Below are 15,050 nucleotides of genomic sequence, written 5' to 3'. Positions count from 1 at the left end.
CCGCGAAGGCGGGCGGATGAAACGAAGGACGACGAACATGGCTGACGGCGCGGTGATCGACGCGATGGAGCCGACGGTGGACGTGTCCGTGCGCGACGCGTTCGGCATCGACCTCGACATGACGGTCAAGGGGTTCGCCGAACCCACCGACCGCGTGCCCGATCTGGACCCCACCTATCGCTTCGACCGGGACACGACCCTGGCCATCTTGGCCGGCTTCGCCCACAACCGGCGCGTGATGATCCAGGGCTATCACGGCACCGGCAAGTCCACGCATATCGAGCAGGTGGCCGCGCGGCTCAACTGGCCCTGCGTGCGCGTGAACCTGGACAGCCACATCAGCCGCATCGACCTGATCGGCAAGGACGCGATCAAGATCCGCGACGGCAAGCAGGTGACCGAGTTCCACGAGGGCATCCTGCCCTGGGCGCTGCGCAACCCGGTGGCCATCGTCTTCGACGAATACGACGCTGGGCGCCCGGACGTGATGTTCGTGATCCAGCGCGTGCTCGAGGCCGACGGCAAGCTGACGCTGCTCGACCAGAACGAGGTCATCCGCCCCAATCGCTGGTTCCGCCTCTTCGCCACGGCCAACACGGTCGGGCTGGGCGACACGACCGGGCTCTATCACGGCACGCAGCAGATCAACCAGGGCCAGATGGACCGCTGGTCGATGGTGGTCACGCTCAACTACCTGCCCCATGACGCCGAGGTCGACATCATCCTGGCCAAGAACCCCGACTACGCCGCCACCCCCGAGGGGCGCGAGACCGTCTCGCGCATGGTCACCGTCGCCGATCTGACGCGCTCGGCCTTCATGAACGGCGACCTGTCGACGGTGATGAGCCCGCGCACGGTCCTGGCCTGGGCCGAGAACGCGCGCATCTTCAAGGATGTGGGCTTCGCCTTCCGCCTGACCTTCCTCAACAAGTGCGACGAGCTCGAGCGCCAGACGGTGGCCGAATTCTACCAGCGCTGCTTCGGCGAGGAACTGCCCGAAAGCGCCGCCAGCGTCAGCCTGGGCTGAAGGCCGGCGTCGGCTAGGGCCAAGCGCGCGCCGCCGAGCCGACCCGCCGGGGGATGCCGAAACGCCGCCCCCGCTCCGACGCGCGCCCCCGCCGCGCCCGGCCCCGGCGAGGGCTGCGCGGCGGCGCCGAACATGGGCCGACCTGCCTCGGCGCCCGCGCCGCGCCCCGTTCGACCCGCGCTCGGGGCGCGTGCCGCGCCGGCGCCCGCCACGGCGGACGGGCCGCGGCGCCCGCTCGACACACGGGGCCGCAGCCCCTAAGTCTGATGCGAAGACTTGCCCTTTCCCGCCGCGGAGCGCAGCATCCGATCATGCCCACACGGTCCGACAACCCCGCCGAGCCCTTCAAGAAGGCGCTCACCGAAACGACCCGCGCGCTGGCCAACGAGCCCGACCTGACCGTGACCTTCTCGGTCGATCCGCCCGGAATGGCGAACGACTCGGTGCGCCTGCCGCAGATCTCGCGCGCCATGAGCCGCGCCGAGGTCATGCTGGCGCGCGGCGCCTCGGACGCCTACGCCCTGCGCCGCCGCTTCCACGACCCCGCCGCCGCCGCGCGCTATCGCCCCCAGGGCGAAACCGCCCGCGCCATCTTCGACGCGATGGAGACGGCGCGCTGCGAATCGCTGGGCGCGCGGGCCATGCCGGGCGTCGCGGCCAATCTGGACGCGCGCCTGGCGGACGAGGCCGCGCGCAAGGGCTATGCCGAGCTGCGCGGCCCCGACGAGGCGCCCCTGCCCGAGGCCGCCGGGCTGATGGTGCGCGCGCTGGCCACGGGCCGCCCCCTGCCCGAAGGGGCGCGGCGGGTGCTCGAGCTGCTGGGCCCGCGGCTCGAGGCCAGCTCGCCCGAGGCGCTGCGCGCCGCCGTCGCCGCGCTTGACGATCAGGCCGCCTTCGCGCGCCTGGCCCGGCAGGTCATCGCCGATCTGGGCTATGGCGAAGAGCTGGGCGAGGACCCCGACCAGGGCGAGGACGAGGATGACGAGCAGTCGCAGGAGGACTCGCCCGATCAGGACCAGGAGGGCGGCCAGGAGCAGGCCGATCAGGATCAGGACGACGCGCCCGACGAGCAGGGCGCCGAGGACCGCGCGGCCCCCTCGGCCGAGGTCTCGAGCGAAGAGGACGACGACGCCGATCTGAACGACGAGGCCGCCGCCGAGGATGGCGAGCCCCCCGCCGAGCCCCAGGCCCCGCCGCCCCTGTCCGAGGCCGACCCGCTCTACAAGGCCTTCACCACCGCTTTCGACGAGGTGATCGACGCCGCCGATCTGGCCGAGCCGGCCGAGCTGACGCGTCTGCGCGGCTATCTGGACCAGCAGCTGGCGCCGCTGCGCGGCGCGGTGGGCCGGCTGGCGAACCGGCTTCAGCGCCGCCTGCAGGCGCGGCAGAACCGCTCGTGGCTGTTCGACCAGGAGGAGGGCGCGCTCGACGCCGCGCGCCTGGCGCGTGTGGTGGCCAACCCCACCACCCCGCTCAGCTTCAAGGTCGAGAAGGACGCCGAGTTCCGCGACACCATCGTCACGCTGCTCATCGACAATTCGGGGTCGATGCGCGGACGGCCGATCTCGATCGCGGCGATCTGCGCCGACATCCTGGCGCGCACGCTCGAGCGCTGCCAGGTCAAGGTCGAGGTGCTGGGCTTCACCACCCGCGCCTGGAAGGGCGGTCAGTCGCGCGAAGAGTGGCTGCGCGTCGGCCGGCCGGGTCAGCCCGGGCGGCTGAACGATCTGCGCCACATCGTCTACAAGAGCGCCGACGCCCCCTGGCGGCGCGCGCGGGCCAATCTGGGCCTGATGATGAAGGAAGGCCTGCTCAAGGAGAACATCGACGGCGAAGCCGTCGAATGGGCCGCCCGCCGCCTTCTGGCGCGGCCCGAGCAGCGCAAGATCCTGATGGTCATCTCGGACGGCGCGCCGGTCGACGACTCGACGCTTTCGGTCAATCCCTCGAACTATCTCGAGAAGCACCTGCGCGACGTGATCGCCATGATCGAACGCCGCCGCCAGATCGAGCTGCTGGCCATCGGCATCGGCCACGACGTCACCCGCTATTACCAGCGCGCGGTGACCATCACCGATGTCGAGCAGCTGGGCGGCGCGATGACCGAGCAGCTGGCCGCGCTGTTCGAGGCCGACCCCCACGCCGCCGCCCGCGCCCAGCGGCGCGGGGCGCCCCGGCGCCGCATCGCCTGAGCCGGCCCGCGCCGGACGACGCCCGGCCCCGGTCCGGCGCCGGTCCCGCGCGGCGCGCCCGGCCCGAAGCGCCGCGCCGCAGACGCCGCGTCGGACGGCCCCGTGCAGGATGGCGCCGCGTCGGATGGCCCCGTGCAGGATGGCGCCGCGTCAGATGCGGCGCGCCCGCTTGTGCGCGCGGCGGATCTTCAGCGCCATGCCCAGCGCCAGCAGGACCACCCCCGCCGCCCCCAGAACCGGCGCGGCGGGCAGATGCAGCGCCGGCTCGATCGCGGCCCAGATCGCGGGATCGGCGCGGTTCTCGATGCCCGACTGCAACCCGATCAGGCTTTCGCGGTGGACGGCGAACCAGAACTCGCCCAGCGAACGGAACGCGCCGCGCCCGGTCCCGCCGCCCTTCTCGGTCAGGTCCAGCGCGGCCAGCGTCGCCGCCAGGCCAATCAGCAGCAGCCCCCCAAGGCGCAGGATCATCGCGCATCCTCCTCCGTCGCGCCGCCCGCCGCCTCTTCGGGCGGGACGATGGCATGGAAAACATAGCCGCCCAGATCCTCGTGCGACAGCGGCGTCACGCGCCAGCCGCGCGCGCGCAGCCCCTCGGCGAAGCGGAACCCCGCCTCCCAGTCCTCGAGCGTGAGCATGGTGCGCGCGCCGAAGCGGCGGGCGATGATCTCGGTCGCCTCGGGAACCGCCTCGGGGCCGCGCCGGGCCGTCAGGCGGGCGTGCACCTTCTGGCTGAACGGGGTCTTGAGCCCCACCAGGTCCACCAGCGGCACGTCGGTCGCCCAGGCGACATGGCCCACATCGTGCAGCAGAAGCGGCGCCGAGGGATCGAGGTTGCGCTCGATCCAGCGCGCCGTCGCCTGAAGGCGCGCGCGCTGGTCGCCGATCAGGCGCAGATCGATCGGGGCCTTGAAGAAAAACCCCGCCGCCGTCGCCGCCAGCGCCAGGGCGATGAAGACGCGCGCCGGCACCGCGCCGCGCCCCGATGCGGCGCGCGAGGCCAGCGCGAAGGCCGCGATGGGCAGAAAGACCCACAGCAGCCGCTTGCCGTTCTGGATCGAGACGACCGGATAGAGCGCCGCCATCGCCGCGATGAGCGCCAGCGCCGCCAGCGTGGCGCGCCGCGCGACGGGCCCGCGCGCCGCCGCCAGGGCCAGCATGAGGCCGCTGGTTCCCGCAATGAACTCAGACGCCTTGGCCGCGAAGTAGGCCCTCGGAATCCACGGGCCCAGTTGCGGCTGGGCGAAGAAGGCCCGCTTGGCGAAGCCGGTGCGCGGCAGCGGCGCGCCCGACAGGCTCCACTGCGCCGCCAGCAGCGCCGAGGCCGGCGCCACGCACCAGGCGAGCGCGCGCAGCGCCTCGGCGCGCCGTCCCTCGCGCCGCGCGTCGCTCAGCATGCCCAGCATCAGCGCCACCGAGACCGCGCCGAGCTCGGGCCGCACGAAAGGCGCCAGGCCGCACAGCAGCGCCGCCCCGCGCGAGAAGGGATCGCGCGCCGCCAGCGCCAGCATCCAGATGACGATGGCGAAGACCCAGCCGGTCTCGAGCCCGTTGAGCATCACGTAGTAGAAGCGCCCCGCGAACACCGACGCCAGCGCCAGCGCCAGGCTCCAGCCCGCGCCAAGGCCCAGCGCCCGGCCCGCCGCCAGAACGCCCAGCCCCGACAGCGCCACCGCCGCCCAGCTCAGCGCCCACAAGGCCCACTCGGCGCTTCCGGCCAGATGCCCCGCGGCGACGGCCAGCGTGTGCAGAAGGCTTGTCGCACCGAACAGGGCCGGAACGCCGGGAAAGGAGGGGTCGCCCTCGATCAGCGCGCGGGCGTTGTGCAGGGTGATGTAGGCGTCGTCCAGCGGCCAGGCCGGCGCGCCAAGGCGGCGCAGATGCCAGGCCGCCGCAGCCGCGGTCAGCGCCAGAAAGATCGCGCCCGCCGCGGCGAAGGCGCCGTCGCGCCGCGCCGACGCGGCCGGCGGCGACGCGGGATGGGATGCGCTGGACATGAACGCCGCTCCCCGATTGGTTACGCGCGCGCGCCGCCGCCTTGAGGCGGGCGCGCGCCTTCGTGCCTGCCCGAAAGCGGCGGCGCGGTCAAGCGCAGCCCCCGGCGGCAACGCGCCGACGCACGCATGGGCGCGGCGCGCCCCGTTCCGCCGCGCATTGCCTCGCCGCCCCGCCCGCACGGATCGGCGCGGCCGGCGGCCGGGCCTCGTGCCGGATCTTGCGCGGCGGTCGGCGCGGCGGCGCCTGGGGCGCAGGCGCGGCGCCGCCGAGGGCTCCGTCGCCCTGAGGAAGAACGGCCGCCCCTTGCAACGCAGCGCTAGACAACGCGGAGCCGCCCGGGGCAAGACGCCCGCCCCCGGCCTGACGCCGCGGCGCGGATCGCGGCCTGAAGCGGGCGCGCCCGTCCGCCGGATCCGCGCGTCGCCGCCGCGCGGTCAGGCGCGGCGCAGGTCGGGGGGCGTGGCCTCTTCGGCAAGGGCGGCGGTCGCCTCGGCCAGGGGCATGACGCGCTGCCCCTTCTCGCCCAGGCGACGCACGGCGACGGCGCGGTTCTCGACCTCCTGCCGGCCGACGGCGATGATGGCGGGCGTCTTGGCCAGCGAGTGCTCGCGGACCTTGTAGTTGATCTTCTCGTTGCGCAGATCGGTCTCGACCCGCAGCCCGGCGGCGCGCAGCGTGGCCGCGACCTCGCGCGCATAATCGTCGGCGTCCGAGGTGATGGTGGCCACCACCGCCTGCACCGGCGCCAGCCACATCGGGAAGCGGCCGGCGTGGTTCTCGATCAGGATGCCGATGAAGCGCTCGAAGCTGCCCAGGATGGCGCGGTGCAACATGACCGGGCGGTGACGCTTGTCGTCGGCGCCCACATACTCGGCGCCCAGCCGCTCGGGCAGCACGAAGTCGCACTGGAAGGTGCCGCACTGCCACTCGCGCCCGATGGCGTCGGTCAGCTTGAAGTCCAGCTTGGGGCCGTAGAAGGCGCCCTCGCCGGGGTCGATCTCGAAATCGTCGGTCACCTTGCGCACCGCCGCCTCGAGCGCGGCCTCGGCCTTGTCCCAGATCTCGTCCGAGCCGGCGCGCACCTCGGGGCGGGTTGAGAACTTGATGTCGAAGCTCTCGAAGCCCAGGTCGCGATAGACCGAGCCCAGCAGCGAGATGAAGGCGGCGGTTTCCTGCTCGATCTGGTCCTCGGTGCAGAAGATGTGCGCGTCGTCCTGCACGAAGCCGCGCACGCGCATCAGCCCGTGCATCGAGCCCGAGCTCTCGTAGCGGTGGCACGAGCCGAACTCGGCCAGGCGCAGCGGCAGGTCGCGATAGGATTTGAGCCCCTGGTTGAACACCTGCACATGGCACGGGCAGTTCATAGGCTTGAGGGCGTTCACGCGCTTTTCGTTGGCGTGCTCCTCGTCGATCTCCGTGATGAACATGTTCTCACGGTATTTGTCCCAGTGCCCCGAGGCCTCCCACAGCTTGCGGTCCACCACCTCGGGGGTGCGGATCTCCTTGTAGCCGGCGGCGTCGAGGCGCCGGCGCATGTAGTCCTGCAAGGTGCGGTAGACCGTCCATCCCCTGGGGTGCCAGAAGACCATGCCCGGCGCCTCTTCCTGCATGTGGAAGAGCTCCATCTCGCGCCCAAGGCGCCGGTGGTCGCGGCGGGCGGCCTCCTCGAGCATGTCGAGATAGGCCTTGAGGTCCTTGCGCGAGCGGAAGCCCACCCCGTAGATGCGCTGGAGCATCTTGTTGCGGTGATCGCCACGCCAGTAGGCGCCCGCGACATGGGTCAGCTTGAAGCCGTCGGCGGGAACCTGCCCCGTATGGACCAGGTGCGGGCCGCGGCACAGATCCTGCCAGTCGCCGTGCCAATACATGCGGATCGGCTCGCCCTCGGGGATCATGCCGACCAGCTCGACCTTGTAGGGCTCGTCGTTCTCTTCGTAGAAGCGGATGGCGCGCTCGCGGTCCCAGACCTCGGTGCGGACCGGGTCGCGGCGGGCGATGATCTCGCGCATGCGCTTCTCGATCAGCTCCAGATCGGCGGGGGTGAAGGGCTCGGCGCGGTCGAAGTCGTAATACCAGCCGTGCTCGACCACCGGGCCGATGGTGACCTTGACGTCGGGCCACAGCTCCTGCACCGCGCGGGCCATGATGTGCGCCAGGTCGTGACGGATCAGCTCCAGCGCGGCGTCGTCCTCGATGGTGACGATCTCGAGCCGCGCGTCGCGCTCGATGGGGCGCGACAGGTCGACCAGCTCGCCGTCCACGCGCGCGGCCAGCGCCGCCTTGGCCAGCGATTTCGAGATGTCCTTCGCCACGTCGGCCGCCGTCACGCCGGCGGGATAGGTCCGCGCGGCGCCGTCGGGCAGGGTGAGGGTCACCATGCGGGAAGCGCGCGCGTCGTCCATCTTGCGATCTCCGGAATGCGGCCCGGAGCCGGTCTCCGGGCGGTCGGGCGCACCTTATGAGGGGGCGCGGCGAAGTCAAGCGGCGCGCGCCGCCGGGCGCCGCCACGTCGCGGTTGCGCGCGCGCCCGCGCCGTGCTCGGCTGGCGCCGAAAGCCGCGGGGCGCACGCCCGCGCGCAAGGCCGCGCCGCGCCGCGCGCGCATGGCCGGGCCGCGCGCCCGCCCGCCGCGGCGCCCGCGAAGCAGAGCAGGAGCAAGCGATGAGCGAACATGTGAAGGTCGTCCTCGAGGACGGCGTGATGGAGATCACGCTGGACCGCCCCGACAAGAAGAACGCCCTTTCGCAGGCGATGTATGCGGCGATGAACGAGGCGATGGACCGCCTCGACGCCGACGACGCGGCGCGCGTGGCGCTGTTCCGCTCGAGCGGGCCCGACTTCACCGCGGGCAACGACATCGCCGATTTCGCCGCCGCCGCCGCCAGCGGGCGCCCGCCCCTGGCCGGCGTGTTCATCCAGAAGCTGGCCGCGGCGCGCAAGCCGCTGGTCGCAGCCGTGCCGGGCGTGGCGGTGGGCCTGGGCACGACGATGCTGCTGCACTGCGACCTGGTGTTCGTCGCCGAGGATGCGCGCCTGTCCACGCCCTTCGTGGGGCTGGGCCTGACGCCCGAGGCGGCGTCCTCGATCCTGTTGCCCGCGCGCATCGGGCATGCCCGGGCCTTCGAGATGTTCGTGCTGGGCGAGGCGCTGTCGGGCGCCGAGGCGGCGCGGCTGGGCGTGGCCAACCGCGCCCTGCCGGCCGAGCGCCTCGACGAGGCGGCGCGCGAGGCCTGCCGGCGCATCGCCCGCCTGCCGCGCGGCGCGGTGGCGGCGACCAAGGCGCTGATGCGCGACTCGGACGCGCTGCTCGAGCGCATCGGACGCGAAAGCGCGATCTTCGGCGAGCGGCTCATGTCGGCCGAGGCGCGCGAGGCCTTCGCCGCGTTCATGGAGCGCCGCCCGCCCGATTTCTCGAAGCTCGGCTGAACGCGGGCGCGAGGGCCGGCGCCGCGATGGGCGCGGGCCCGGGTGCGAAGCGGCGAAGGCGGGTGCGCGAGGGCCGGCGGGCCGGTCGAGCGGGCAGCCCGGGCCCCGCGCCCGCGTCGAGCCGCCGAGGGGGCGAAGGCCCGCCGCCCGGCGCCGCCGCCCGGGCGCCACGCCCTCGCCCCGCCTTCGCCCGCGCCGCAAGGCGGCGCCCCCGTCCGCGACCGATCGGGGGGCGGCGCGCCGCTCATGCGGCGCAGGGGCCCGGATTCGCCTTCGCCCCATGGACGCGCCCGCCGCGCATGGGCTATGGCCTTGCGGCAGGCGGGGCCGGGCCGGCCGCGCCCGATGGCGGGAGAGGCGCATGACCGATCGAGCAGAAAACGCGCCGCCGACGGTGCTTCAGGTGATCCCGGCGATGAAGTCCGGCGGCGCCGAGCTGGGCGCGCTTCAGGTCGCCGAGGCCCTGACCCGGGCCGGCGGGCGCGCCTTCGTCATGTCCGAGGGCGGGCGCATGGTCGCGGCGCTCGAGCGCGCGGGGGCGACGCATGTGACGGCGCCGGTGGCGACGAAGAACCCCGCGCGCATCCTGGCCAACGCGCTGCGCATCGCGCGCTTTTGCCGCGCCAACGGCGTTCAGGTGATCCACGCGCGCAGCCGCGCCCCGGCCTGGAGCTGCCTTCTGGCCGCGCGGCTGACCGGCTGCGCCTTCGTCGCCACCTATCACAGCGGCTACCGGGCGCAGAACCGGCTCAAGAACTTCTACAACGGCGTCATGGCCCGCGCCGACCGCGTCATCGCCGTGTCCGAGTGGATCGCCGAGGACATCCGCCGCCATCACGCCCCGCCCGAGGGGCGCATCGTCGTCATCCATCGCGCGGTGGACCCCGAGCGGTTCGACCCGGCGCGCATCGACCCCGCCGCGCGGGCGCGCCTGCGCGAAAGCTGGGGCGTCGGCCCGGGAACCATGGCGATCCTGCTGGCGGGGCGCATCTCGCGCCGCAAGGGCCAGCACCTGATGGTCGAAGCCGCCGCGCGCCTGCGCCGCGACCCCGGCGCGCCGCCCTTCGCGATGATCTTCGCCGGCGACGACCAGGGCAAGACCGCCTATCGCGACGAGGTGGCCGCGCGCATCCGCGCCCTCGGGCTCGAGGACGCGGTGCGCTTCGTCGGCCATCTCGAGGACATGCCCCTGGCCTATGCGGCGGCCGACATCTCGGTCTCGGCCGCGACGGCCCCCGAGGGCTACCAGCGCGCCATGCTCGAATCGCAGGCCATGGGCGTGCCCGTGGCGGTGTCCGACATCGGGCCGGGGGTCGAGGTGGTGCGCGCCCCGCCGCGCTGGCCCGAGGATCAGGCGACGGGGCTGAACTTTCGCGGCAACGACGTCGAGGACCTGACCCGCGCGCTGCTCGAGCTGATGACCATGCCCCCCGAGCGCCGCGCCGCCATGGGCGCGCGCGCCAGCGCGTGGGTGCGCAGCGAACACACCGTCGGGCGCCTGACGGCCCAGACGCTCGAGGTCTACCGCCAGGTTCTGGCCGAGCGCGGGCGGCGCTGACCGGGCCCGCGCGAGAGAAGGAACGCAACCGAGAAGGAGCGCGAGATGACCGACGCCGAAGACCGGCCCGACTTCCTCGAAACCGCCGACGGGCGGCGCATCGCCTATCGCCGCACGCCCGACGCCGGGGCGGGGGCGCCGGGGGTGGTGTTTCTGGGCGGCTTCCGCTCGGACATGACCGGGACCAAGGCCGCCTTTCTCGAAGAGCGCTGCCGCGCGCGCGGGCGCGCCTTCCTGCGCTTCGACTACACCGGGCACGGGCAAAGCTCGGGCCGCTTCGAGGATGGCTGCATCGGCGACTGGCTGCGCGACGCGCGCGACGCCATCGCCGCCCTGACCGAGGGGCCGCAGGTGCTGGTGGGCTCGTCCATGGGCGGGTGGATCGCGCTGTTGCTGGCGCGCGAGGCGCCCGAGCGCGTCGCCGCCCTGATCGGCATCGCCGCCGCGCCCGACTTCACGCTGGACGGGATGGAGGCCGCCTTCGACGAGGCCCAGCGCCAGGAGATGGCCCGCACGGGCCGCGTCGCGCTGCCCTCGGAGTATTCCGACGAGCCCTATGTGATCACGCGCCGCCTGATCGAGGACGGGCGCGACCATCTGGTTCTGCGCGCTCCGCTGCCCCTGCCCTTCCCCACGCGGCTGCTGCAGGGCTCGGCCGATGTCGACGTGCCGCCCGAGCGCGCGCGCATCCTGTTCGATCATGCCAAGGGGCCCGACATCCGCCTGTTGCTGGTCAAGGGCGCCGACCATCGCTTTTCCGGCCCGCGCGAGCTGCGCATTCTGGACGAGACGCTGGAAGAGGCCATCGCCGCCGCGCGCGAAGCGGGGCGCTGACCGCGGGCGCCGGCCCGCCCGGCGCACCGCCGCGCGGGCGCCGCGCCGGCCGAGGGCGCGAAAGCCGCGCCGCGCGCAGGAAAAATCCTTCGCCGCTGTTGCCCCGCGGGCCGATGCGCGACATGCTCGGCGCAAAGCCCCCGCGCCCCGCGCGGGGCCGGGAACGACAAGACCGCAAGGTCGATCGCGGGAGGGCGAGTCACGGGGCATGGTCAAGGCGACGCCGCTTCTGGCGCTCGAAGGACTGACGATAGGGTTCGGCGACGCCCGCCTGCGCGTCGTCGAGGATGTCGGCTTCACGCTGCGCCATGGCGAGACGCTGGCCCTTGTCGGCGAAAGCGGCTCGGGCAAGACGCTGACGGGCAAGGCGCTGATCGGCATCCTGCCGCGCGGGGCGTCGGTTCTGGGCGGGCGCGCCATGTTCGCCGCGCGCGGCGCGGGCGGGCTGCCCGAGGCGCCGCGCGACCTTCTGGCCATGCGCCCGGCCGAGCTGCGGCGCATCCGCGGCGGGCGCATCGCCATGATCTTCCAGGAGCCGATGAGCTCGCTCTCGCCGCTGCACACCATCGGCGACCAGGTGTCCGAGTCGCTGCGCCTGCACACCGAGCTGCGCAACGACGCGGCGCGCATGCGCTGCCTCGAGGTGTTCGAGCAGGTCGGCTTCCCCGATCCCGAGCGCGCCTGGTCGGCCTATCCGTTCGAGCTGTCGGGCGGCCTGCGCCAGCGCGCCATGATCGCCATGGCCATGGCCTGCGAGCCCGACCTCGTCATCGCCGACGAGCCCACCACCGCGCTCGACGTCACCACCCAGGCGCAGGTGCTGGACCTGATCCGCACGCTCCAGCACGATACGGGCATGTCGATGATCCTGATCACCCATGATCTGGGGGTGGTCGCCAACATGGCCGACTCGGTGACCGTCATGCGCAAGGGCAAGGTGGTGGAATCGGGCCCGTGCGAGACCATCCTGACCGACCCGCGCCATGGCTACACGCGCGCGCTGATCGTGGCCGCGCCCCATGTTCCGGCGCCGCGCCCCGAGGCCTCGGCGGCGCCGGCCGACCCGATCTTCTGGGCGCGCAACCTGTCCAAGACCTATCGCGGGCGCCGGCGCGGCATCGGCGCGCAGCCGCCGGTCATCCGCGCCGTTCAGGACGTGTCGCTGACCATCGGCCGGGGCGAGACGCTGGCCCTGGTGGGCGAGAGCGGCTCGGGCAAGACCACCGTCGCCAAGCTGATGCTGCGCGCCGAGGACCCCGATCCCGGCGCCGAGATCGGCTTTCGCGGCGCCGACGGGCGCGAGCTGGACGTGGCGGCGCTGGACGGGGCCGAGCTGCGCGACTTCCGCCGGCGGGTGCAGATCGTGTTCCAGGACCCCTATTCGGCGCTTTCGCCGCGGATGAGCGTGCTCGACATCCTCACCGAGCCGCTCGAGATCCACGGCATCGGCACGCGCGAAGAGCGCCGCGCCCACGCCGCCGAGCTGATGCGCAAGGTCGGCCTCTCGCCCGAGCATCTGCGCCGCTTTCCCCACGCCTTCTCGGGCGGGCAGCGCCAGCGCATCTCGATCGCGCGGGCGCTGGCGCTGCAGCCCGAGCTTCTGGTCTGCGACGAGCCGACCTCGGCGCTGGACGTGTCGGTGCAGGCGCAGGTGCTGGACCTGCTGCGCCAGCTGCGCGACGAGATGGGGCTGAGCTACCTGTTCATCAGCCACGATCTGACCGTCGTCGCCGATCTGGCCGACCGCGTGGCGGTGATGCGCCGCGGCCGCGTCGTCGAAGAGGGGCCGGCCGCGGCCGTCTTCGCCGACCCGCGGCACCCCTACACCAAGGCGCTCATCGCCGCCTCGCCCACCCCCGATCCCGGCCGCAGGCTGGACCTGGCGGCGGTGGCGCGCGGCGCGGGCGACCCCGAAACCTGGCCCGAACCCTTTCGCTACGAGGGCGACCGCGCGCCGCCGCTGCGCGAGGTCGAACCGGGCCGCCAAGTCAGGTGCGCAGCATGACCCGCGATCGCGAAAACCCCTCCGCCCCCCGCGCGCGGGGCCTGAGCCGCCGCCAGACCCTGGCCGCCGGCGCCGCGCTGGCCGCCGCCGCGGGCGCGCTGCCGCGCATCCTGCGCGCCGCGCCCGCCCCGGTCGAGCCGCCCTTCCTGGCGGCGCGCGTGGCCTCGGGCGCCCTGCCCCCCGTCGCCGCCCGCCTGCCCGAAGAGCCGCTGGTGGTGGATCTGGCCGCCAAGGGGCGCGCATTCGGCCGCCATGGCGGCACGCTGCGCACGCTGTTCTCGCGCGCGCGCGACATCCGCTACATGGTCGTCTACGGCTATGCGCGCCTGGTCGGCTGGGACCATGAATACAACCTGCGCCCCGACATCCTGCGCGAGGTCGATGTCGAGGACGAGCGCGTCTTCACCCTGCACCTGCGCAAGGGGCACAAATGGTCCGACGGCCACCCCTTCACCACCGAGGATTTCCGCTACTGGTGGGAGGACGTGGCCAACAACCCGCATCTTTCGCCCTCGGGACCGCTCGAGCTGATGCTGGTCGACGGCGCGCCGCCCCAGGTGACGGTGCTGAGCGAGACGGCCATCCGCTACGAGTGGCGCGCGCCCAATCCGCGCTTCCTGCCGGCGCTGGCCCAGGCGCGCCCGCCCTTCATCTACCGCCCCGCGCATTACCTCAAGCGCTATCACGCCGACTACGTCGCGCCCGAACAGCTGGCCCCGCTGCTGCGCGAATACCGCACGCGCAACTGGGCGCAGCTGCACAACCGGCTCGACGACATGTACAAGTTCGACAACCCCGCGTTGCCCACGCTCCAGCCCTGGGTCAACACCATGGAGCGCAACTCGGACCGCTATGTGCTCGAGCGCAACCCGTATTTTCACCGCGTGGACGCGCATGGGCTGCAGCTGCCCTATGTCGACCGGGTGGATGCCGGCATCGCGGCGGCGGGGCTGATCCCGTCGAAGATCACGCTGGGCGAGGCCGACCTGCAGGCGCGCACGCTCAGCTTCTCGGACGCGCCGGTGCTCAAGAAGGGCGAGCGCACGGGCGGCTACCGCACGCTGATATGGCGCTCGGGGGCGGCGTCCGAGATCGCGCTGCACCCGAACCTGAACTACGAGGACCCCGCCTTCCGCGCCCTGCTGCGCGACGTGCGCTTTCGCCGCGCGCTCAGCCTGGCGATCGACCGGCGCACGATCAACCGCTCGCTCTATTTCGGGCTGGCGCGCGAGGCGGCCACCTCGGCCCTGCCCGCCTCGCCCTTCTACGACGAGGCCCACGCCCGCGCCTTCGCGCAATACGATCCGGCGGCGGCCTCGGCGCTTCTGGACGAGCTGGGGCTGGACAGGCGCGACGGCGACGGGACGCGGCTTCTGCCCGACGGGCGCCGGCTCGAGATCGTGGTCGAGAGCGCGGGCGAACGCCCCGTCGAGGCCGACGCCATGGAGCTGGTCGCCGAGACCTGGCGCGAGGTCGGCGTGCGGCTGATCTACCGCCCGCTCGACCGCGACATCCTGCGCAACGCCGCCTATCAGGGGCGCAGCATGATGCCGCTGTGGTATGGCTGGAACAACGGCCTGCCCAACCCCGACACCCCGCCGACCGACGTCGCGCCGGTGGACCAGGCCAATTTCTGCTGGCCGATGTGGGGGCAGCATTTCCAGACCCGCGGCCGCTCGGGCCAGGCGCCCGACACCCCCGAGGGGCAGCGCCTGCTCGAGCTGTTCAAGGAATGGAACCGCGCGGCCGACCGCGACGCGCGCGCGCGCGTCTGGCGGGAGATGCTGGACATCCACGCGCGCAACGTCTTCTCGATCGGCATCGTGAACATGGCGCCGCAGCCGGTCATCGCCAACACGCGCCTGCGCAACGTGCCGGCCGAGGGCATCTACGCCTGGGATCCGGGCGCGCAGCTGGGCGTGCACCGCATCGACGAATTCTTCTACGAGCCATGAGCGCCGCGCCCCTTGCCATCTTCGGGCGCGCCGCGGCCCGCAAGCGCGGAGGGCGC

Annotated in this window: 10 protein-coding genes; 7 read left to right on the top strand and 3 right to left on the bottom strand. The window is 73.3% G+C overall.

Translation table 11 applies throughout. The annotated features are described in order from the left end of the window. Positions 1 to 37: 37 nt before the first annotated feature. Together cobS and cobT are read left to right on the top strand one after the other, a co-directional pair. Entirely contained in the window at positions 38 to 1,027 is a 990-nt protein-coding gene (gene cobS / locus BMW67_RS12480; protein ID WP_072747883.1) for a cobaltochelatase subunit CobS, read from the top strand. Positions 1,028 to 1,338: 311 nt separating this feature from the next. Further along, positions 1,339 to 3,219, top strand: coding sequence for a cobaltochelatase subunit CobT (cobT, locus tag BMW67_RS12475; RefSeq protein WP_072747882.1), 1,881 nt, complete (start codon positions 1,339 to 1,341; stop codon positions 3,217 to 3,219). 150 nt (positions 3,220 to 3,369) lie between these two features. Here the strand turns inward: cobT and BMW67_RS12470 are convergent, their stop codons facing one another. The 3 genes from BMW67_RS12470 to thrS form a co-directional block, all read right to left on the bottom strand. Continuing rightward, positions 3,370 to 3,690 (bottom strand): hypothetical protein, encoded by a 321-nt coding sequence (locus BMW67_RS12470; protein ID WP_072747881.1) that lies wholly within the window; start codon positions 3,688 to 3,690, stop codon positions 3,370 to 3,372. Continuing rightward, the gene (locus tag BMW67_RS12465) at positions 3,687 to 5,216 is read right to left on the bottom strand and encodes a hypothetical protein (protein WP_072747880.1); all 1,530 of its coding nucleotides are present in this window, start codon (positions 5,214 to 5,216) and stop codon (positions 3,687 to 3,689) included. Before BMW67_RS12465 ends, BMW67_RS12470 begins: the two co-directional genes overlap by 4 nt. 435 nt (positions 5,217 to 5,651) lie before the next feature. Next, complete coding sequence (thrS, locus tag BMW67_RS12460; RefSeq protein ID WP_072747958.1) at positions 5,652 to 7,595, bottom strand: threonine--tRNA ligase; 1,944 nt, start codon at positions 7,593 to 7,595, stop codon at positions 5,652 to 5,654. Between the two features lie 282 nt (positions 7,596 to 7,877). Between thrS and BMW67_RS12455 the strand changes: the two genes are divergently transcribed. The 5 genes from BMW67_RS12455 (at position 7,878) to BMW67_RS12435 (ending at position 14,994) form a co-directional block, all read left to right on the top strand. Then, the gene (locus BMW67_RS12455) at positions 7,878 to 8,642 is read left to right on the top strand and encodes an enoyl-CoA hydratase-related protein (RefSeq protein ID WP_072747879.1); all 765 of its coding nucleotides are present in this window, start codon (positions 7,878 to 7,880) and stop codon (positions 8,640 to 8,642) included. A gap of 361 nt (positions 8,643 to 9,003) precedes the next feature. Next, entirely contained in the window at positions 9,004 to 10,200 is a 1,197-nt protein-coding gene (locus BMW67_RS12450) for a glycosyltransferase family 4 protein (protein ID WP_072747878.1), read from the top strand. A 45-nt stretch (positions 10,201 to 10,245) separates the two neighbouring features. Continuing rightward, positions 10,246 to 11,034, top strand: coding sequence for an alpha/beta hydrolase (locus BMW67_RS12445; protein WP_072747877.1), 789 nt, complete (start codon positions 10,246 to 10,248; stop codon positions 11,032 to 11,034). Between the two features lie 208 nt (positions 11,035 to 11,242). Then, positions 11,243 to 13,039, top strand: coding sequence for an ABC transporter ATP-binding protein (locus BMW67_RS12440; protein ID WP_072747876.1), 1,797 nt, complete (start codon positions 11,243 to 11,245; stop codon positions 13,037 to 13,039). Continuing rightward, positions 13,036 to 14,994: an ABC transporter substrate-binding protein gene (locus BMW67_RS12435; protein ID WP_072747875.1), complete on the top strand. Its 1,959-nt coding sequence runs from the start codon at positions 13,036 to 13,038 to the stop codon at positions 14,992 to 14,994. The genes BMW67_RS12440 and BMW67_RS12435 overlap by 4 nt, the downstream gene beginning before the upstream one ends. Positions 14,995 to 15,050 lie beyond the last annotated feature (56 nt).

This window comes from Oceanicella actignis (assembly GCF_900111545.1).
Taxonomy (GTDB): domain Bacteria; phylum Pseudomonadota; class Alphaproteobacteria; order Rhodobacterales; family Rhodobacteraceae; genus Oceanicella; species Oceanicella actignis.
The sequence above is the reverse complement of the archived record's forward strand: the minus strand, read 5'-3'. Positions and strand labels throughout refer to the sequence as shown.